This window comes from Streptomyces flaveolus (assembly GCF_014648815.1).
GTDB lineage: Bacteria > Actinomycetota > Actinomycetes > Streptomycetales > Streptomycetaceae > Streptomyces > Streptomyces flaveolus.
This window is the reverse complement of sequence record NZ_BMRV01000004.1, coordinates 528,598-547,011: the sequence shown is the minus strand read 5'-3', so window position 1 is coordinate 547,011 and position 18,414 is coordinate 528,598. Positions and strand designations below refer to the sequence as shown.

Sequence of the window (18,414 nt, the reverse complement as noted above, 5' to 3'; positions counted from 1 at the left end):
GGTCACAGCCCCAACGTGATGCGGGCGTTGGTCCACGCGTCCGTGCAGTGCCGGGCCGTCTCGCCCTTGCCCTGCGCGGCGGCGAACAGACGGGCGACGTGGGCGTCTGTGAGGCAGCCGCACCGGCCATGCGTGGACAACACGGCCAGGAACGTCCGGTACACGGTCGCGTGGACTCCGCTGGACGCCTCGGTGATGCGCTGCTCCGCCATGGCGAGGCCACGGTCCAGGTAGGCGGGCGTGCGGTGAGGGCACTCCCCGCCCCCGGCACCGGTGGGCACGGTGACGGCCTTCGGCGCCGGGCGGGCCGGGGAGGGCTCCTTGACGGCCAGCGCGCGCACGGCGTCCGGCAGGTCGGCCATGGTGCCGGTGCCGGGGCCGAGGTAGCGGGCGTAGGCCATGGTCGACTTGATGTCGACGCCGGGGCGCACCGCGTTCACGGAGCGCATGGCGCCCCGGTAGATCCAGTGCTGGCCGCGCGTCGTCGGCACGGTCCGCGTGGCGGGCAGGGCGGTGCGGGCCCAGGCGATGGCGTCCGCGTCGTCCAGGTCGACCACGGTCAGCCCGGCGCCGCCGGGGTGGTAGCCCACGCATACCGCCCGCCGCCACGCCGCCGCCCACGCGGGCGAGACGATGACGGCAGGGTCGGTGGTGGCGGCAGCCCACGCGTGGCAGACGCCGGGGCAGCGGCACGGGCCCGGGGTCTTCATGTTCGGCCGGCCGCCGCACGCGTTGCCCGTGCACGCGGGGCAGTTGCCGAACGGCACTTTGCCCTGGCGCAGGGGCAGCACCGGGACGCCGGCCGCGGCGAGGCTCAGCGCGGTGCGCAGGGGCGGCGGTGTCGCGCTCGCGCTGCCTCCCGCGGGCGAGGGGAGGATGTCCGGCACTCGCCGGATGACGGTGGGTTGCGTCATGCTGGGGTATCTCCAGTTCCTCGAAGGGGTGCTGGTTGGCAAGGGCGGCCCCGTGTTCTTGGCGGAAGAGGGGGCCGCCCTTGGCGTAGCTAGAGGTCGGTGCCGGTGTAGTGGGCGATGTAGCCGGGGCAGGGCGAGTCGGAGCAGTCACAGCCGCCGCACTCGTTGCAGATGTCGCCCGAGCACTCGTCGCACATCTCGTGACCGGGGCATCCGTAGTCGCCGCACTCGTCGCAGTACTCGTCGTCGAACACGCGGGGTTCTCCTGTCAGCCGTGGAAGTGATTGCGCTTGAACGTGGCCTTGCGGATGTTCACGGTCGTGCCGCCCTGGTGGCCGCTCGCGCTGAAGAGCTGCACGGCGATCCATCCGCCGAAGATCACGGCCGCAAGGGTGATCAGTTGGGTGATGAACGCGGTAAGCGCGGCGATGAACGAGGTGAGCAGCAGCAGCCCGCCGCACACCGCGAGGAACCCGACGCCCCCAAGGGCGACGTTCACCGCCGTCCGCGAGACGGCCGGCTCCGCGGCGGCCGGCTCGGGGTGGGCGTGGTTGATGGCGTAGCCGGTGACGACGCGGCCGTCGGGCAGGACGATGCTCGCCACCGCCGGAACGCTGCCGGGTTGCACCGCCACGGGCGGGGCCGGGGCGACGGTGGCGGGCGGCAGCGGGGTCGGGTGGTGGACTTCCACGGCCCGCTGTGCGGGCACGGGGCGGGGGTTGTCGGGGTGCATGCGGAATCCCTTCCGGCAGTTGGTCAGGGAGGCAGAGGCACCCCCTGTCGGGGGTGCTGTGAAGGGGTGTTTCGGGGGTCTGACCTGCGTGCCTCCCTGGCTCCCTGAACGATCATTTGCGCAGGTCAGGGTCAGGGAGGGGGGGCAGGGAGGCAGTCAGGGAGTTCTCCCTGCCTCCCTGCCCCGGGGGCGGTCGGCTCCCTGCCGTCATTCGGCGGAAGCGGAACCGTTCGCGTCGCGGTCGGCGAGGGCCCGGGCGACGCGGTCGCGGCCGACGACCATGCGACCGTCGGACTTGTAGGGCTCAGCGCCGGCGGCGTCCAGGACGCGCTTGAGGTCGATGAACGACCAGCTGGCGTAGGCGTCCGCGTTGAGCGCAGCGAGTCGGGTGATGACCTCCTGTGTGCGCACCCGGGCGTCGTTGCCGATGACGGTGGCGATGTCGGCGAGCGGGTCGCGTTCCTCGCCGCGGTCGATGGCGTGCACGGTGGCGACGCTGCCGCGCAGGGCCTTGGCCCGGTCGGTGATGGCGGTGGCCTGCTCGTCATCGATGTAGTGCGTGCGCACGGTGATGGACGGCTGGCCGGCCGGGATGTCGATGCCGTCCGACGCGACGACGAGGGTGCCCTTGTCCAGTCCCTGGCGCAGCAGGTGCGGCGCGGCGCCGGCCTTGACGGCCTTGGCCCCGAGTGCCATCTCAGCCTGCGATTCGGTGCCCAGGGCGAGGGCGGCGCGGGTGTGGGCGCCCTCGCGGACCAGCTTGGGAAGGTTCTGGTCGGTGGGGTCCTGCGTGCCCTCCCACAGCAGCACGTCGACCACCCGGCCCTGGTTGTGGACCTTGCGCACCGCCATGAAGTAGCGGGAGACGGCCTTGGACCCGCCGTAAGGGCGGCCCTCTTCGTCCTTGACCGGGCACATGAACGCCACCTGCGCTTCGTCCACGATCCCGATCAGCGGGGCGAATACCGCCTGCGGGTCGGTCCGGCGGATCTCGATCCGGCGGTTCATCTCATCCACCAGACCCTCCACCATCTCGGTGGCCTCGATCACCTGCTCATCGGCCGGGCCCTGGATGAGGACGGTGGCGAGGCCGTCGAACATGGCCCAGTCGCCGGCGCCCTTGAGGTCGGCGATCCGGAATTCCACCCGGCGGTCCAGGCAGGCCCACAGGGCCAGCGCCCGCAGCGCGGCCGTCTTGCCCTGGTTAGACAGACCCGTGATCAACAGGTGCCGCTGGTACAGACTGAGTGCGGCGGCGTCGCCGCGCAGGTCCTGCCCCCACGGCGCCTTGCCCTTGGCGTAGTCGGCGGTCAGCGTCTCGTCGGTGACCAGCGGGGACGGGCCGATCGGCTCGTCCAGCGCACCGGAGTCGGCGATCCACAGCCGCACCGTCCGCGCGGCCTGCGGGATGGTGATGAACACCTCGTGCTCGTGGCGGGTCAGGTTCTCCGCGAGCTTCTTGCGCCGCTTCTGCACCTCATCGGTCGACACCCCGGAAGGAAGGGTCACGTCGACTTCCACGCCGCATCCGGCGATCCGGATCGGCCCGAGCATCGAGGCGCCGGCGTCGCCCATCTCCTTGATGGCGTTGCGCAGCGCCGGTACTCCGAGGTCGCGCAGGGCCTTGACCACGATGGACGGCGTGATCGGCTCCCCCTCGCCGTTGCGCACGTTCGCCGGCAGCGCCCAGTTGGGTGCAGCCTGCTGGTGCCGGCCGACGCCCCACAGGGCCAGCAGCGCGAGGAACGGGCCGATCGAGATCAGCGGCCCCCAGACGATCTGCACGATGCGGATGAGCAGGGCGATGAAGTCGATCGTCGCCGACAGCGGCGTGATGACGTCCCCGGCCTGGCCCGTGTTGATGGCCATCACGATGCCGAGGGCGACCAGCACGCCGACGCTCATGCCGGCGCCGACGGCGACGCCCTTGGCCGCGTCGACCGGGGAGTGCAGCAGGTCCATGCGGCGGTGGTGGCGGGCGGCGCGGAAGCGCGTCAGCCGCTCCTCCCACTCCTCGGCCGCCTCCAGATTCCCCGCCGCCTCTGCCGCGCGGATCATCCGCTCGTAGCGGGCGCCGGTCCGGCCGTCCCACGCGCGACGGGCCACGATCCGCCCGCCGTTGACGGTGTAGAGGCCGTGCCGGGCCGTGGCCCGGACGACCGTCTTCGTCCGCTCGTGCGTGGCAGCGCTCTTCACGGCGCGGCCGGAGCGGACCCACAGCGGCACTGGCCGCGGGGGCGGCGCGTCGGGCACGACCGTGAGCACCGTGGGGGCCGTGTCGGGGGTCGGGGGGTCGGTGGGCTTGTGGAGGTGAACGACGTTCTCAGACATGCTGGGAGTTCTCCTGACTGCCCCGACAGGGGCGGGAGCAAGGGGAAGCCGGGGTGGCCGGGGCCGTGGAAAGCGCGGCCACCCTGGTGCAAGGGTTGGCTGGTCAGAACCAACCGGACGACTTCTTCGCGTCCTTGTTGCGGGCGGCCTCGGTGAGCAGCCGCTGCCGCTCGGCGTGCAGGGCGGTCAGTTCCGCGTTCAGGCGCATCTCCGCGCTGTTGCCGGTGGCGTCCATGCGCTGCTCTTCACGGCCGGCGCTGCGGCCCCGGGCCACCTTGTAGGCACCGCCGGCCAGGGCGCGGGCCATCGCCCGGCGCTCGCTGCCGTTCAGCGGCCACCACTCGCCCCGCCGTACGGCTTCCAGCTTCTTCGTGGTCGCCTGGATCTCGCGGTCCAGACGGCGGATGTCGGCGTTACGCATGCTCAGGCACTCCTCGGAGAGTCGGAAGGTTCGGGATAGGCGCAGGTCACACACATGCCGAGCGAGGCGGGGATGACGTATCCGGCATCGCGGCGACAGACGGGGCAGGTGCGGCGGGCGGCGTTGGCCTTGGCCAGCGCCGCCCGCTTCGCGTCCGTCATGAGCCGGACCGGCTTGGCCAGGTCGACGCGGTACAGGTACGCGACCAGCGGCGGGCGCCGGCGGCGAGGCCGTTCGAGCTGCGCGGCCACGTCCTGACCACCGGGCCGCAGCCCGCGGGCGCGCAGTTGGCGGCGGGTGGCGTAGCCGTCGGGGGCCAGGCGCCAGCGGTAGGTGGGCAGGGTGGTCATGCGGCGCCCCGGCGTCCGGGGCGCCGTCCGGCAACGCCGGCGAGCAGGCGCCCGAGACCGGCACGGCGGACGCGGCCGGGGCCGCGCTTGGCCGCGTACATGGCCTCATCCGCCCGCCGCAGCAGCCCCGACAGGTCCTCTGCCGGATAGTCACCGCGCCGCACCCAGCCCAGCGACACCGTGGTGTGCACCTCGGGCGCCGCATCGACGGGACGGGCCAGGACGCGGGAGAGGACGGCGAACCGGTCGGCGGCGGCGTTCTCGCGGTCGATGAGTACGGCGGCGAACTCGTCGCCCCCGAGCCTGCCGACCGCGCCGGCGCGGCCCACGGCGTGGGCGAGCCGGCCGGCCGTGGCGGCCAGCAGGGCGTCACCGGCCGCGTGCCCGTGGGTGTCGTTGACCTGCTTGAAGCGGTCCACGTCCGCCAGCACCACCACCGCGTGCGGGTTGCGCAGCAGGCGGCGGGCCCGGCGGGTGAACGCCTCCCGCGTCCACAGCCCGGTCAACGGGTCACGGCGAGCGGTCCGCAGACGCCGGGACATCCACCACCCGTGGACACCCCACACCAGCGCCACACCGACCGCGAGCAGGACTAACACCGGTGTACTCACCCGGCCACCCCCGCCCCGGCCCGCTCGGCGAGCAGCGTGTCCCGCAGCATCCGCGCGTTCGCCGGCGACGTACGCACCACCCGGCGGATGCCCTCCGCGGTCACCCTCGCGTCCGGCCAGTCCGCCGTCACCGCGCGCGCCTCGGCCAGCAGCTCGGCCGGGGTGCGCTTCGGTCGACGCGGCTTGGCGGCGTCCGGCACGCGGCCGGTGGCGCGGCGTGGCCGGGTCGATTCCGCGGCCACCGCGCGCCGCTCGATCGGCTTGACCGGGGCCGGGGCGATCGAAGGGAGCGGCTTGGTGGGGAGAGTCGACTTGCCCAGGTCGACGGCGACCGGATCGGGCAGGGTCAGCCGGGTCAGGGTCACCACCGGGTCCGGGGTCGATACCGCGAGGTCAGCCATAGACCGTTTCGCGGGTGTCTCGGTGGATTCCTCCGCATTCGTGTCCGGAGTGGGGTCGAGGGTGGGGGTGGGGGTGGTGGAGCCGAACATCGCGGCGAGGGCGGCGTCCGCGCCGGCGGTGACGCGGTCGCGCTGCACGTCCAGCAGCCTCGATCCGAGTGCCACGTCCCCGACCCCGACCTTGCGGGCCAGCCGCCACGACGCCCGGTCCGACCGCTTGCGCACCCGGTCGATGGGGTGCTGGGTGGCGCGGGCCCGGTGGTAGGCGAGGGCCTGCACCAGGTCGGCGGTGCGGCGTTCGTTCTCCGCGTCGCGGCCGTCGGTGTGCACCACGATCCTGCGGGCCAAAAACGCCATGCCCTCGGCCGAGACGGACATCCCCATCGGGGTCAGCGCGTAGATCACCGTGCGGCCCGGATCAGGGGCGGCCATCGCGCCCATGCCGGCGGCGGCGGCCGGCAGCGCCCACAGCCCGAGCCGGACGATGCGCGGGGAGGACTGGCCCAGCATGGTTAGCCCGAGCAGCACCAGGGCGAGCACCGCAGTTGCGCCCTCACCGGCGGCGAGCGCACCGAGCGCGGTGCCCCTGCCGTAGGCGTGACCGATGTTGCTGTACGTACCGATACCACCGAACACCCCGGTGGCCAGCATCGGCACGAACGCGGCCGTCAGCACCCCGACCTGTACGCGGGTCAGCTTCGCCCCGGTCATCGGGCACCCCCCGCGGTGAGCAGGGCGGCCAGGATGAGCAGCGCGCCACCGACCATGGTCAGGTCGACCGCGCGGCGCAGACAGGCGAACTTGGCGACCGCGAGCCGGGAGAGTCCGGCGATGTCGGCGGCCAGGTCCGAGGTGACGGCGTCGCCGATCTGTTCGGCGGTGAGGGTGGCCCACAGGGGGAAGCCGTGCCGGCCGCCCAGGTTCGGACGCACCGACCGCAGCAGCAGACCGGCCGCACCGACCAGCAGCGCCAGGCCCATGCCGCCCGCGGTGTAGGCGGGGAGGTTCAGCGGCAGATCGCGGGCGACCGACCAGCTTCCGGCGAGGACCGCGCCGACGAACGCCAGCAGCAGCGCCGTCTTCGTGTCCGTCCGCGCGATCTCCGCCTTCACCTCGGCGTGCGCGGCGGTCAGGTTCCGGTCGGTGGCACTCACGCGGCACCCCCGGGCAGGCTCGCGCCGGCCGCGCGGTTGAGGAGCGCGACGCGGGCGGCGAGCGCGCGGCGGCGGGCCCGGCGGATGCGGCGCTCGTCCAGCTCGGTCGGCGTGCGGTCCAGGGTGACGATGTGCGCGTCCAGCAGGTCGACGTCCGCCAGGATGACGGGCATCTCCCGCTCGATCGCGTCCAGCTCCGCGGCCGTCGGCTCCATGAAGTCGGCGAACGCCGTAACAGCGTCCTGAGCAGTGACGATGTGGTCCATTGGGTCGTGGTCCTCTCACAGGTGGGAACGGCCCGAACAGCGCCCCCGGAGCTGCAACTCCGGGGGCGCGCGCCGTTGAAGTCGGAACACCCGGCTCCCCTCAGCACTGCACGTACGAGACGTGCAGCGGAGGCAACCGGCCGCCGCGACCAGCACGGCGGAAGGGCTGAGGTTCGAAGCGCGGCAGATGCCGCGAAGGTTCTGCGGATTCAGATCACGCAATGCCATTCACCGCCCCGGCGGGGGCGGATCTGGGCGGTTCACCCGGCCCGACATGGGTGGTCGGGGTGGTGACCCGCACCCATCGACCGCACGTGTTCATGCGGCTGGGTCGGCACTCTGTTGAGTTCTTCGCAGTGCGGAACCCGGGCCAAGCCATCCGGACACTGCATGAGGAACATGTAATACGTGTTCCTCATCATGCAGAGAGCGGTTCGCCCCGTCAAGCCCTGCGACTTTGCGGAGTTCGGCGATCCCCTCACCGCGACGTACCTACAGACTCGCGCCGGCGACGGCGACGCTCGACTCCGCACCTGTACGACTTGGGTCGTTCTTGGCTAGCGTGAAGTCGTACCAAGTCGTCCCCGGTAGACGGAGGTTGGCGTGCCGAACGAGCGACTGCGAGGAGCGATCGTTGACCTGGGCCTAACACTTGACGAGGTCGCCGAAAGGCTTGGGGTCGCTACGAAGACGGTCGAACGTTGGATCAATGATCCCGAGCGGAAGCCCTACCGTCGCTTCCAGTACGCGACTGCCTCACTGCTCAAGTGCGAGGTGTCGTACCTGTGGCCCGACGAACGAACGTCTGCTGAGGTCACGGCGTCCGGCAACGCAGAGTTGGTGCGGATGTATCCACACCGGTCGGTCGTGGCGCCATCGCTGTGGACCAGCCTCTACTCGAAGGCGACGCGTCAGTTCGATGTGCTGGTGTACTCCGGGTTCTGGCTCACGGAAGATGCGGCTTTCCATCGCATCGTGAAGGAGAAGTCTGCCGACGGCGTACCCATCCGTTTCATGCTGGGAGAGCCCACGTCAGCAGCCGTATCCGTACGCGGAGAAGACGAGGGGATCGGCACCGCGATGGCGGGCAAGATCCGCAACGCCCTCATCAACTATGGCCCCCTCTTCGGCCTGCCCGGCGTTGAGTTCCGGCTGCACGGGACCACCCTGTACAACTCCCTCTACCGAGCCGATGACGAGTTACTGGCGAACGGCCACCTCTACGGTGTAGGCGCCTACATGGCACCAGTGCTGCACTTGCGGCGGGTGCCCGGTGGCGAACTCTTCGACGCCTACGCTGAAAGCGTTGAGAGGGTCTGGGAAACTGCCCGCCCGATCTCCTCGCCCGCCGACTGGGAAGGCCCGCAGCGATGACCCGTATCGACTACTTCCGCGACCCGAACGCGCCGGCGGCCAACTCGGTGGTGCCCTCGGTCACAGCAGTTGTCCAGGACGACGCGGGACGACTCCTGCTCATCCACAAGACCGACAACAACCTATGGGCGCTGCCCGGCGGAGGCCACGACATAGGCGAGCGCATCGGCGACACCGTCGTTCGGGAGGTCTCGGAAGAGACGGGGATTCAGGTGGCGGTTGACAGCATTGTCGGGCTCTACACCGACCCCGAGCACGTGTTGGCGTACGACGACGGAGAGGTCCGACAGCAGTTCTCCATCTGCTTCCGCGCCCACCCCGTCGGCGGCGCCCTGCGTACGAGCAGCGAATCGAAAGAGGTCCGCTGGGTCGACCCAGCGGACCTCGACCGATTGGACATCCATCCGTCGATGATGTTGCGGATTCAGCACGGCCTGGATGAAGCGCGGCGAGAACCCTACATCGGCTGACTGCCTGCGGAGACCTGCGCCACACGTTCCTCTACGCGCCTTGCGGCTGCATGGATCTCGGGTGCGGCACGCTGGATGAATCGGCCCACGATCGTTTCCGGGCCGTATCGCTTCACGATCTCGTCCAGTCGTTCGCCCGGCGTGGTCCGCGTCCCGTCCGGCGTCGTCGTCATATCGCAGTAGATCAATGCGTCGACTAGGTCCGGATGCTCAAGCTGGAACTCGTTCTCAAGTTCCTTCCTCATCCCGCGCTCCTCGGCTTCCAAGAGGGCGCAGGAGTGATGCGCGACCAGACGTACGACGCGTTCGTCCGCCGCTTCCTGGTCTCGGAGGAATCTCGCGCCGTCCAGTGGATGGAAGCCGGTGGCAGCAATGGCCGGCGAGTACCCGACGTCGTGCAGCACGGCAGCGGCTTCCAGAAGTTCCGCGTCGTCGCCCAGGATGGAGCTCAGGGAGCGAGCGCACTTGGCCACCCCGAGCGAGTGTGCCCAGCGGCGCGGCAACGGTTCGGACAGCATCGCTTCGGACAGCGAGTACGCCCACTCAGTCAGTCCCATGGCGACCAAGCCTACGGCCGCGTGGTCGGCGTCGGGAGGGCGCGCACCGTGCGCCCCTTGCCATGAACCGTGGTGAGCAGGCCGTTCCCCTCCATCTGTGCCAATACGCGCCGTACAGCGGTCCGCGACGCGCCGAACCTCTCACACAGCTTGGCCTCCGACGGGTACACGTCGCCTACGGACAGGGACTCTTCCGCGATCACATCAGTCATGCGTTCGGCAAGGGACCGCCGGTCGCCGCCCCGTGCAGGGCGCCACCCGACCCCGGGCACTGACTCGACAAGGCCGTCAGCTTCGAGGACCTTGAGAGCGCGGCGGATCGTGTTGCGGCCGACCCCGTGCGAACGCATCATGTCGGCTTCCGACGGCAGGGCGCCGGTGCCTTCCCGCCCCTGAATCTCGGCTCGCAGAGCCTCTGCGATGACTAGGTAGGTTCCGCGCGGACTGGCCTGCGGCACGTGGCCTCCCCTTCGACATCGGCGGCGTCCCGGTGGGCGCCCAACAGATTCAAGTTTTCCACGCCCCATGCAACTGTCCGATGGGGCGCCGCACCGGGTCTAGCTGGGAGGCCGGCGAACGTCCGATGGAGTCCCGCCCGGCACGGAAAGCTGATCCCGCAGCTAGCAGCAGCGAGCGCCGGACGGGAAACGTCGCTTAAGTTATCGCCCAAGCAACCGACCGACTGGCACAGAGGTCCGCCGGACCTGATCCATCAACAGACCAAGGCACCCGACGGACGGCGCGGCTGATCACTCTGCATTAAGGCTCTGGACTGTGGCCGTAATTTCCTTAAACAGCTCACCGCCTGAGGCGAGGGACTCCTGAACTACGGGGGCCCCCGTGTTGAATACCAAGCAGATACCAATCAGGGCGAACCATGCCTTCTGCCAGCGACTGGCAGTATTAGGGTCGGATGTCGTGAGCGTCGCTCCGGCCTGAGCGAGCGCGCCCACTACTCGGCTTGCTTCCCCAGCGACTCTTGCTCCTCCGAACATCTCAACATTGTCGATCAGCCAGACCAGATGCTCAATCTGAGCTATCAGTTGATCCCGCACAGGGCCACTGATTTCGAGATCACTCATACCATTCAGCAGGTCGAGCCATTCGCCACATTGCTGTTTCATCTCGAGAAGGTCAGCGCTGCGGGGCGCCGCATCCGAACCTGCGAGGGTACCGGCAATGATGTCTGCCGCGGATTCTAGATGATCCAGTGCATCTTGCTTAATGATTTGAACCGCTGGCCGATTAACATCTGTCCAATTAGCAAGTGGCTGAATGACAGAAGACCACCAACTGGGAACGTAGCGCAAATACCGATTCCTGGACCGTTCTGGCAGTGCATCAAGCTGCTGCACAGTCACAGTCAAAAGGTTAACAATCTCTGCGTGCTTTCTGGAGAACTCCAGGCTCCCCCACTCTGCGCCTAGAGCAGTCGCCCAACCAGCCGCATAGGACGTCGCGTTAGAACCGTGGATGCGTGACAGAATGGCGTGCAAGTGATGTGCCGCGGTGTTTTCGCTAGTGAAACCCACGGTCCCCCCTCTCATGACAGACTTCTGTGTCTGCACAATCTACCAGTCGACGAGCCCGCTGGAGGGTTGTTCCGCTAACAAGCGGCAGGATTTGTCCATCCATAGGCAACGCTACGTCTTGGCGCGCTAGCATACGCGAGCAACCGCAGAGATGGGAAGGGTCTTACATGGCAATCATCAAGCAGGCGCAGCGGCAGACGCTCGGACAGCTCATCGGGGCCAACAATCCCATTGTTACCGTTCCGGATGACAGCCAGCGCCAGTACGCGTGGACACGTAAGGAAGTAGATGTATTTTGGGCTGACATTCAAAAATTCAAGAAGGCCCGGGAGAGCGGCAAGGAATCCGCCTCGGAGTACTTTATTGGTCCGGTAGTAACGATCACGGAGAAGGCGGTAAAGAGTCGCGCCCTCCTTGATGGGCAACAGCGACTGACCACATCCACCATTCTTCTTGCCGTAATTCGTGACATCCTGCACCGGATGCACTCACCCGAGGCCACCGCACTCGCCCTCAATATCCATCGAGATTACATCGCCCGCAAAACCGGAAGGCGCACCCCAACAGAATATTTCCTAGAGCTTTCCCTCTTTGATCGTAGCTTTTTCCGTAGCAACATCCAAGATTGGGATGAGGCGCAAGGAGAATGCCTTACACCTGAAAAGGACAAGCGGCCATCCCACCGACTGATTCTTGACGCATACGCGGCTTTTGAAGCCAAAGTGGCTGTCGAGCTCGCGCCATATCCTGACGAAGAGGAGCGATTGGATTGGCTTGACGGAATGCGCGAATGCCTCATCAACGGGTTGGTGTTTGTTGAGATTCAGACTCCGTCTGCGAGTGACGCAAACGAGGTATTTGAGACGATCAATTCGCGAGGCAAGGACCTGTCCACCGTGGATCTGGTACGTAACTTCCTTATGGAAAAAAGCACCGGCCCACACGAGAAGGAGCGCGTGAATGACGCATGGCGAGTTCTCTTGGATGATTTCGACAGACGAGAGGACATCGAGAAATTTCTTCGTCACTATTGGGTCGCGAAGTATGGAGATGTCAAGTCGTACGGCCTCTACACTGTCATCCGGAAGAATCTAAGCAAAGAATTCGATAAGCGTCCACAAAAGTATGGGGTTGGGGCCTTCGCAGCTGACCTTGAATCAGCCTCCATTCGATACGCTGATCTAATCACTAGTAGTACTGGCTACGATGAGATCGACGCCTCACTTAAAGAGGTGAAAGCGCTCGGAGCTGATGCGCTCTATCCGCTCCTTCTCGCCGCATCTGAACGAGCAGATTACGACAAGCTCCACAATCTCATTGGCGCGATGCTGAGTTATTACGTCCGATGGACAGTGGTCGCCAATAAGGAATCTACCCACCTAGAAGAGAACCTGTTCGAAGTAGCCAAAGAGATCTCCGGTGGTGCCGGGATTGATACAGCGACACGTCGTATCTGCGGTTGGATTCCTGATGACGATACTTTCAAATCGGATTTCGAGCGAGCATCCATTCAGAAAACATCCCAGGCACGCTACCTACTCAGCAAGATTGAGGAGTACATGCGGTCTGAGGCAGGCATTGACGAGGATGTAACGCTCTCGGGTGACGGGAAGCTGTACGTCGAAAATGTATATCCCCAAAAGCCTGAAAAGGAACTACGTCTTGAAGAACATGATTCATGGGTTGGCAGAATTGGAAACTTGACCTTGCTGAGTGGAAGGAAAAATCCAACAGTGGCCAATCTTGCCTATCCAGATAAAGCCTTTCTCTATGCTACTTCTTCACTGCTTATCACTTCCGATACGGCAGTCGACAGAATCTGGGACCCTGTTGCAGCATCGTGGCGTGTAGAAGGGATCGTTGAGCGGCAACAGGAACTTGCTGCGACGGCCCTTAAGGTCTGGCCTAGCGGCGAACGATGGAGCCAGAGCCGCACGGGAGCACACCAGTGAAACGCTTTTGGGGGTAGGCGGCCAACCTCTCCGGTCAGACCGTCGGGCCGTAGGTCCGCAAATGAACGCACCAGCTCCAGTGAGCGTGGAGTGTTGATCGGGCGGTTTCGGAATCCGCCCGATCGCGTTATCCCTGCCGGCCAGTACGCGACTGCCATTCCCTGTACCGCCAGCGCAACGCCTCGGCGTGTGGGCGCCGTGGTAGCTCGCGAAGATGCGGCGTGACGATACCGAGCTCCTCAATAGTTGGGCCCTGAGGGCGGGTCACTACGTTGAGGGTCTCGGGTTCAATGGCGAACAGGTGTGCATCGTAGGCACGGTGGAGCGCTGCGTTGAGCGGCAAGCCGTTGCGAGGATCGTCTGTGCCGTCCTCGGCGTCGGGCCTCAGGTGAGCTGCCTCGATCATCTCGGGCACTGCTATTCCCGAGAGGGGACAGCGAGGTCCGTAGCGCTGGAAGACCCGCAGCTTGAAACGGCGCTGTCCAGGGCGTTCGCGAACGTTCCGCTGGCTGCTCCGGCTGCGGCTACCCGTCAGAGAAAAAGGCAGATCGTCTGATTGGTCCTCGGTCAGGAGACGCTCCGGCCTGCTGTCTCCGAAGTTGATCAGGAAGATCCTGGACCGCTCTTCCCAGCCCTCCACCCATGCCAGACGCACGATGCGGACACCGGACCGAGGAGTCGGCTTCGCGATGACGAAGATGGGCAGCTTGAGGGCTGCTGCTGCCTTGGTCGCGGCGACCTCCGACTCATCACGGCCGGGGCCCCGGCCAGTAGTCGGGTAGTGGTAGATCACATCGTTGTCGCTGATCTCGTCCGGGTAGTGCGCACCAGTGTGGAGTACTCCCATAGTGATGCCGCCCTCATGGACGGCCTCTGTTCTGGCTTTGTCCATCCAAATGCCCTGGCCTCCGCCATAGACACCGAATGCACGGAGGGCACCCGGCGGAACCTGGCTGACGTCTTCGGTGAGCTGTAGGTGCGACCAGACTGCGAGACGCCAGGCACGCTCACCCTCCACCGTGGTGGGACGGCCGTCGACCACCGTGAAACCGAGGCGCTCCAGCAGGCGGTTGCTGTGATCCCTTCCACCGCTGATCACGCGCGCGTCAGGGTCCTGGTGCTCGTAGCGGTACGCCACGTTGGCGATGGCCTTGGCGTCGTACAGCCGACCACCCACCTGAAGGTAGTACTGAGTGGCGCGCTCGAACCTGTGCCTGTCCAGGAAGGCGTCCCGCCCCTCGTCGTCGTACTCCTGGACGACGCGCCGAACGATGCTGGCATCCGACAGCCCTGTAGTGGTCATGAGCCCCCTCCATCACCTGGTCTGGCGTTGATCCTAGGAAGGGCCACTGACACTGAGCCGCTCGTTGTCTTGGTCTTTGTCCAGTGCGCCAACGATCGCCGCCGTTCACCGTCGTACGCGCTCCCCGTCTGACCTGGCCTCTGAACGCGTGTGGACGCCCCTGGACGGCCATGCGGACAGTTGGAAAGCGTGTTGGGGGCAACCCCTCACGAGTTCGAATCTCGTATCCTCCGCCAGTGCCTCACCGGGCACTAACGTCGAAGGGCCCCCTGGAAACAGGGGGCCCTTCGACGTTGTCCGACACCGTCGCTGCGCCGGTCGTCTCCGTACGTGCCGTACGCCACAAAAGAGCCCTCGGCCGTCACGGGCGGGCGCGAACCGGCTGACTTCTGGCGGCCGAGCGGTCGTCCTCCGTCCGCGGGCCCTGCGCCGGCCACCGCGTGCCCACGCTGCCCTGCACACCACTCTCAGCGTCGAGGCGATCAAGGAGATCTTCGGCTCGACGCTCCAGCTCTCCCGGAAGGTCGAGTTCGGCACCGTCCCGGGGAGCGACGACCCCTTCGTCGGCAACGCCGACTTCCAGGCCTACGCCTCGCTCAAGACCCTCCTCGGGGGCTGGCTGGTCCAGATCCACGTCACGGACCGGACGGACAGCCGCGAGGTCCGGCTGGTCGCGGCGGGTTCCTCCGCGCTGGGTCGCGCCTGGAGCGGGCTGAGGAACGCGTACTCCCTGAGCGACAGCAGGGAGAAGGCCGCGGCCGTGCGGGAACGGCTGCGGTCCGCCGACGCCGGGCTGCGGACGGTCTGAGCGGCGCCCGCCCCGCGCCACCCCTGTTCAGGGCAGGATCCGGATCCGCCTGGTCTCGCTCACCTGGTCCACCTCCGTCACCCGGACCGTCGCCTTCATGGTCCAGGTGCCGGGGAGGGGAAGGGTGAGGGAGTTGGCGCTCCAGTAGCCGCCCCGGTCGACGAGTTCGGCGGCGATCGGACCGATCTCCCGGTCGGGGAGGGTGAAGGAGAGGCGCAGTTCGGGAACGGCGGCCAGGCTCCCGTCGGGGCCGAAGACGACGGCCTGCACCGCGTTGTCGCCGGTCCGGCCGGGGTCCAGGGTGATCTGGACCATGCCCCGGCCGCCGGCGGCGCCCGCGTCGAAGGGGATCGTGGTGACGGACGCGGGCAGCACCCCGCCCGCCGGCGCGGAGCGTGCCGCCTCGGTCGCCGCCCGGCCCGGCAGGGTGCTGGTGAGCAGGGTCGTCAGGACGAGAACGACGGCCGCGACGACGGCCTCGGCCAGGACGGAGCGGCGCAGGCCCCGGCGGTGGGCGGCGACCTCGTGGGCGGGCTCGTCCCCGGGGACCGGCCCGGTGGGCATCGCCCCGGGTCCGGCCGAGGAGGCAGCCGACGGCGGCAGGGGCGAGGCGGTCCGCGGCGAGGCACCCACCGGTACGGGAGCCTCCGTCGCCCGCTCCCGTTCCCCCTCCGGTACGGGAGCCCGCCCGGCCAGCGCGCCCGTCCACCGCCGTGACACCGCCGCCAGCGCCAGCAGCACGCACACCCCGGCCAGCTTGGCGAGCAGCAGCCGCCCGTACGTCGTCCCGGTGAGCGCCGGCCAGGAGCCGAGGCCGCGCCAGGACTGGTAGGCGCCGGTGGCGGCCAGGACGGTCACGCAGGCGAGGGCGACGCGGGAGAAGCGGGCGACCGTGGGGGCGTCCGCGGATCCGCGCAGCGTGGTGAGCAGGGCCACGAGGCCGCCGAGCCAGACGGCCGTGGCCAGCAGGTGGAGTACCGACGACGTCACCGCCAGGGGCACCTGGGGGCCGGCGACGGCGTGCTCGGCGGCGGCCCAGGTCAGGGCCAGTCCGACGGCCAGGGCGGCGCCCGCCGCGGTGGTGAGGGGGCCGCGCTCGCGGCGGCGGGACGCCCGGGCGAGGAAGAGCGCCGTCGGCACGAGCAGCGCCAGCCGGGTCAGCAGCAGGACGCCGGGACGGCTCGTCAGGGTGTCGCCGAAGGCCGAGGCGTCCAGGGCCGTCGCGGGGCCGGTCCCCGCCTCGTACGGGGCACGCAGCACCAGCAGCGCCGCGGTGGCCGCCAGCAGGGTCCACCAGCCGGCCACCAGGGACCGGCGCAGCGGGGCGGGGTCCGGCGGGCGGCACAGTGCGACGAAGGCAGCCGTGCCGACGAGCAGGGCGGCGGCGAAGTAGGAGAGGTAGCGGGCGATCCTGTGGAGGACGGCGGTGAGGGGGTCCTCGGTGGGGCCGGCGGCGACCGCGGCGGTCGTCGCGGAGGGCTTGCCGACGGAGAAGGTGAAGGCGCCGGAGACGGGGTGGCTGTCGGCCGACACCACCCGCCAGGCCACGGTGTAGGTGCCTTCGCCGAGCGTGTCCGGCAGGGTGACGCGGGCCGTGTCGGAGCGGCCGTCCGCGTGCCCGGCGTCCTCGGTGCGCAGGCGGTGGCCGCCGGGGTCGAGGACGCGGAAGGAGTCGTCGCGCAGGCCGACGGACTCGGTGAAGGTCAGGGTGACGGCGCGGGGGGCCCGCTGGAGGACGGTGCCGTCGCCGGGGTCGGTGGAGCGGAGCGCGGCGTGGGCGGACGCCGGTCCCGCGCCACCGAGGACGAGCAGGACCAGTACGGCCCCCAGCAGCACCGCCCCCCGCAGGGGCCGGCGCCCCCGGGGGATCCGGGAGTCCGGGCCCGTACCCGCATCGCCTCGCCTCACGTCACCTCTCCGTCGCCGGGACTCGCCGCTTCGGGGATACGTACGGACGCGGGGGCCGTCGCGCTCACCGCGGGGCCGGGCCCGCCCTCACCACGTCGGGCGTGCCGTGACCCCGCCGTCCACGACCAGGTCGTGGCCCGTGATCCAGGACGCCAGCCGCGAGGCGAGGAACACGCACGCGTCGCCCACGTCCTCCGGGCGTCCCAGCCGTCCGGTGGGCGCCGCCCGCCGCCACCGCCGTACGCCGTCCGGCCAGGCCTCCTCGAGTCCTTCCCGGTCGACGAGGCCGGGCGAGACGGAGTTGACCCTGACGCCCCACGGGCCGTACTCCAGGGCCGCCGAACGGGCGTGCATCACGACCGCCGCCTTGGAGGCGCCGTAGTGCGCGTGGCCGGCAGCGGGGGCGCCGGCCTCGATGGAGGCGATGTGGGTGACCGTGCCGCCGCCGTCCTGGGTCCGCATGAGCCCGGCCGCGGCCTGGGTGCAGGCGAAGACGCCGGTGAGGTTGGTGTCCACCACCGCCCGCCACTCGGCGGCCGTCATCCCGGCCAGCTCCCGCACCGGTTGCACGCCCGCGTTGTTGACCAGTGCCGTCAGCCGTCCGCCGCCCCAGTCGGCGGCCTCCTCCACCAGGCGGCGGCAGGCGTCCTCGTCGGTGAGGTCGGCCCGCAGCACCACCGTCCGCCCGCCGTGGTCCCGGATCCGCCCGGCCACCTCCCGCGCCGCCCGCACGCCCGTACGGCAGTGCACCGCGACCGCCGCGCCCTCCTCGGCGAACCGCAGCGCGATGCCCCGGCCGATGCCGCCGCCCGCGCCCGTGACCAGGGCGACCTGACCGTCGAGGAGAGTCATGGCCGGGACAGTTCCACGATCCGTGCGGCCTCGGCCGGATAGCGCGCCGTGAGGGCGGCCGCGTCGCCGTGCTCGTAATCCCCGTAGGTGAATCCGGGCGCCATCGTGCAGCCGAACAGCGTCCACGCGCCGCCCGCCGCCACCCGGCCGCCCATCCAGGTCCCGGCGGGGACGGTGAACTGCACGTGCTGCCCGCCCAGGACGTCCGGGCCGAGCACCACCGTACGGGCGCCGCCGTCCGGGCCGAGGAGCAGCAGCTCCAGCGGATCACCGAGGTAGAAGTGCCAGACCTCGTCGGCGGGCAGGCGGTGCAGGGCGGAGAAGTCGCCCGGGCGGGCGGTCAGCAGGGCGACGATGGCGGAGCCCGCGGGGCGTCCGTCCGGGCGCTGCGGGCCGGCCCAGGTACGCCGGAACAGGCCGCCCTCGCGCGGAATCGGCTCCAGCCCGTAGTGCGCGACGAGTTCCTCAGGGGTCACC

20 protein-coding genes are annotated in these 18,414 nt (G+C 68.9%); 3 read left to right on the top strand and 17 right to left on the bottom strand.

Annotation, left to right across the window (positions count from 1 at the left end):
- Positions 1-2: 2 nt before the first annotated feature.
- From IEZ05_RS13535 to IEZ05_RS13490, 10 genes are all read right to left on the bottom strand, one after another.
- The gene (locus IEZ05_RS13535; protein ID WP_229869703.1) at positions 3-914 is read right to left on the bottom strand and encodes a bifunctional DNA primase/polymerase; all 912 of its coding nucleotides are present in this window, start codon (positions 912-914) and stop codon (positions 3-5) included.
- An 89-nt stretch (positions 915-1,003) separates the two neighbouring features.
- Positions 1,004-1,168 carry a hypothetical protein gene (locus tag IEZ05_RS13530; RefSeq protein WP_189230302.1) on the bottom strand — a complete coding sequence of 55 codons (165 nt, stop codon included), beginning with the start codon at positions 1,166-1,168 and terminating at the stop codon, positions 1,004-1,006.
- 14 nt (positions 1,169-1,182) lie between these two features.
- Positions 1,183-1,647 carry a hypothetical protein gene (locus IEZ05_RS13525; protein WP_189230301.1) on the bottom strand — a complete coding sequence of 155 codons (465 nt, stop codon included), beginning with the start codon at positions 1,645-1,647 and terminating at the stop codon, positions 1,183-1,185.
- Positions 1,648-1,854: 207 nt separating this feature from the next.
- Complete coding sequence (locus IEZ05_RS13520; RefSeq protein ID WP_189230300.1) at positions 1,855-3,978, bottom strand: FtsK/SpoIIIE domain-containing protein; 2,124 nt, start codon at positions 3,976-3,978, stop codon at positions 1,855-1,857.
- Positions 3,979-4,081: 103 nt separating this feature from the next.
- Positions 4,082-4,399 carry a hypothetical protein gene (locus tag IEZ05_RS13515; RefSeq protein ID WP_189230299.1) on the bottom strand — a complete coding sequence of 106 codons (318 nt, stop codon included), beginning with the start codon at positions 4,397-4,399 and terminating at the stop codon, positions 4,082-4,084.
- Between the two features lie 2 nt (positions 4,400-4,401).
- On the bottom strand, positions 4,402-4,749 hold the full coding sequence (locus IEZ05_RS13510; protein ID WP_189230298.1) for an RRQRL motif-containing zinc-binding protein: 348 nt from the start codon (positions 4,747-4,749) through the stop codon (positions 4,402-4,404).
- Positions 4,746-5,360: a GGDEF domain-containing protein gene (locus IEZ05_RS13505; protein ID WP_189230297.1), complete on the bottom strand. Its 615-nt coding sequence runs from the start codon at positions 5,358-5,360 to the stop codon at positions 4,746-4,748. Before IEZ05_RS13505 ends, IEZ05_RS13510 begins: the two co-directional genes overlap by 4 nt.
- A complete protein-coding gene (locus IEZ05_RS13500) occupies positions 5,357-6,472 on the bottom strand; it encodes a conjugal transfer protein (protein WP_189230296.1) in 1,116 nt (371 codons plus the stop codon). The genes IEZ05_RS13505 and IEZ05_RS13500 overlap by 4 nt, the downstream gene beginning before the upstream one ends.
- On the bottom strand, positions 6,469-6,915 hold the full coding sequence (locus tag IEZ05_RS13495) for a Pycsar system effector family protein (protein WP_189230295.1): 447 nt from the start codon (positions 6,913-6,915) through the stop codon (positions 6,469-6,471). Before IEZ05_RS13495 ends, IEZ05_RS13500 begins: the two co-directional genes overlap by 4 nt.
- Positions 6,912-7,181 (bottom strand): DUF6284 family protein, encoded by a 270-nt coding sequence (locus IEZ05_RS13490; RefSeq protein ID WP_189230294.1) that lies wholly within the window; start codon positions 7,179-7,181, stop codon positions 6,912-6,914. The genes IEZ05_RS13495 and IEZ05_RS13490 overlap by 4 nt, the downstream gene beginning before the upstream one ends.
- A gap of 603 nt (positions 7,182-7,784) precedes the next feature.
- Here IEZ05_RS13490 and IEZ05_RS13485 point away from each other — a divergent pair.
- Both IEZ05_RS13485 and IEZ05_RS13480 read left to right on the top strand, forming a co-directional pair.
- Positions 7,785-8,555, top strand: a complete 771-nt coding sequence (locus tag IEZ05_RS13485) for a helix-turn-helix domain-containing protein (RefSeq protein ID WP_189230293.1) — start codon at positions 7,785-7,787, stop codon at positions 8,553-8,555.
- Positions 8,552-9,025: an NUDIX domain-containing protein gene (locus tag IEZ05_RS13480; RefSeq protein WP_189230292.1), complete on the top strand. Its 474-nt coding sequence runs from the start codon at positions 8,552-8,554 to the stop codon at positions 9,023-9,025. Before IEZ05_RS13485 ends, IEZ05_RS13480 begins: the two co-directional genes overlap by 4 nt.
- Here IEZ05_RS13480 and IEZ05_RS13475 read toward each other — a convergent pair.
- The 3 genes from IEZ05_RS13475 to IEZ05_RS13465 all read right to left on the bottom strand — a co-directional run bounded on the left by IEZ05_RS13475 (position 9,013) and on the right by IEZ05_RS13465 (position 10,943).
- The gene (locus IEZ05_RS13475; RefSeq protein WP_189230291.1) at positions 9,013-9,582 is read right to left on the bottom strand and encodes an HD domain-containing protein; all 570 of its coding nucleotides are present in this window, start codon (positions 9,580-9,582) and stop codon (positions 9,013-9,015) included. The genes IEZ05_RS13480 and IEZ05_RS13475 overlap by 13 nt on opposite strands.
- An 11-nt stretch (positions 9,583-9,593) precedes the next feature.
- Positions 9,594-10,040: a GntR family transcriptional regulator gene (locus IEZ05_RS13470; protein ID WP_189230290.1), complete on the bottom strand. Its 447-nt coding sequence runs from the start codon at positions 10,038-10,040 to the stop codon at positions 9,594-9,596.
- 291 nt (positions 10,041-10,331) lie between these two features.
- Entirely contained in the window at positions 10,332-10,943 is a 612-nt protein-coding gene (locus IEZ05_RS13465; protein ID WP_189230289.1) for a hypothetical protein, read from the bottom strand.
- Positions 10,944-11,281: 338 nt separating this feature from the next.
- On the opposite strand from IEZ05_RS13465, the gene IEZ05_RS13460 reads away from it, so the two are divergent.
- Positions 11,282-13,066 (top strand): DUF262 domain-containing protein, encoded by a 1,785-nt coding sequence (locus tag IEZ05_RS13460; protein ID WP_189230288.1) that lies wholly within the window; start codon positions 11,282-11,284, stop codon positions 13,064-13,066.
- 127 nt (positions 13,067-13,193) lie between these two features.
- Here the strand turns inward: IEZ05_RS13460 and IEZ05_RS13455 are convergent, their stop codons facing one another.
- From IEZ05_RS13455 to IEZ05_RS13440, 4 genes are all read right to left on the bottom strand, one after another.
- Positions 13,194-14,369 carry an HNH endonuclease gene (locus IEZ05_RS13455; RefSeq protein ID WP_229869702.1) on the bottom strand — a complete coding sequence of 392 codons (1,176 nt, stop codon included), beginning with the start codon at positions 14,367-14,369 and terminating at the stop codon, positions 13,194-13,196.
- 835 nt (positions 14,370-15,204) lie between these two features.
- Positions 15,205-17,013, bottom strand: coding sequence for a copper resistance protein CopC (locus IEZ05_RS13450; RefSeq protein ID WP_189230361.1), 1,809 nt, complete (start codon positions 17,011-17,013; stop codon positions 15,205-15,207).
- A gap of 159 nt (positions 17,014-17,172) precedes the next feature.
- The gene (locus IEZ05_RS13445) at positions 17,173-17,937 is read right to left on the bottom strand and encodes an SDR family NAD(P)-dependent oxidoreductase (protein ID WP_189230287.1); all 765 of its coding nucleotides are present in this window, start codon (positions 17,935-17,937) and stop codon (positions 17,173-17,175) included.
- Positions 17,934-18,413 (bottom strand): cupin domain-containing protein, encoded by a 480-nt coding sequence (locus IEZ05_RS13440; protein WP_189230360.1) that lies wholly within the window; start codon positions 18,411-18,413, stop codon positions 17,934-17,936. The genes IEZ05_RS13445 and IEZ05_RS13440 overlap by 4 nt, the downstream gene beginning before the upstream one ends.
- Position 18,414 lies beyond the last annotated feature (1 nt).

Coding starts and splice junctions, on each gene's coding strand:
- IEZ05_RS13535 (WP_229869703.1), bottom strand. CDS start 914: ATGACGCAACCCACCGTCATCCGGCGAGTGCCGGACATCCTCCCCTCG.
- IEZ05_RS13455 (WP_229869702.1), bottom strand. CDS start 14,369: ATGACCACTACAGGGCTGTCGGATGCCAGCATCGTTCGGCGCGTCGTC.
- IEZ05_RS13515 (WP_189230299.1), bottom strand. CDS start 4,399: ATGCGTAACGCCGACATCCGCCGTCTGGACCGCGAGATCCAGGCGACC.
- IEZ05_RS13475 (WP_189230291.1), bottom strand. CDS start 9,582: ATGGGACTGACTGAGTGGGCGTACTCGCTGTCCGAAGCGATGCTGTCC.
- IEZ05_RS13460 (WP_189230288.1), top strand. CDS start 11,282: ATGGCAATCATCAAGCAGGCGCAGCGGCAGACGCTCGGACAGCTCATC.
- IEZ05_RS13480 (WP_189230292.1), top strand. CDS start 8,552: ATGACCCGTATCGACTACTTCCGCGACCCGAACGCGCCGGCGGCCAAC.
- IEZ05_RS13525 (WP_189230301.1), bottom strand. CDS start 1,647: ATGCACCCCGACAACCCCCGCCCCGTGCCCGCACAGCGGGCCGTGGAA.
- IEZ05_RS13500 (WP_189230296.1), bottom strand. CDS start 6,472: ATGACCGGGGCGAAGCTGACCCGCGTACAGGTCGGGGTGCTGACGGCC.
- IEZ05_RS13510 (WP_189230298.1), bottom strand. CDS start 4,749: ATGACCACCCTGCCCACCTACCGCTGGCGCCTGGCCCCCGACGGCTAC.
- IEZ05_RS13445 (WP_189230287.1), bottom strand. CDS start 17,937: ATGACTCTCCTCGACGGTCAGGTCGCCCTGGTCACGGGCGCGGGCGGC.
- IEZ05_RS13490 (WP_189230294.1), bottom strand. CDS start 7,181: ATGGACCACATCGTCACTGCTCAGGACGCTGTTACGGCGTTCGCCGAC.
- IEZ05_RS13520 (WP_189230300.1), bottom strand. CDS start 3,978: ATGTCTGAGAACGTCGTTCACCTCCACAAGCCCACCGACCCCCCGACC.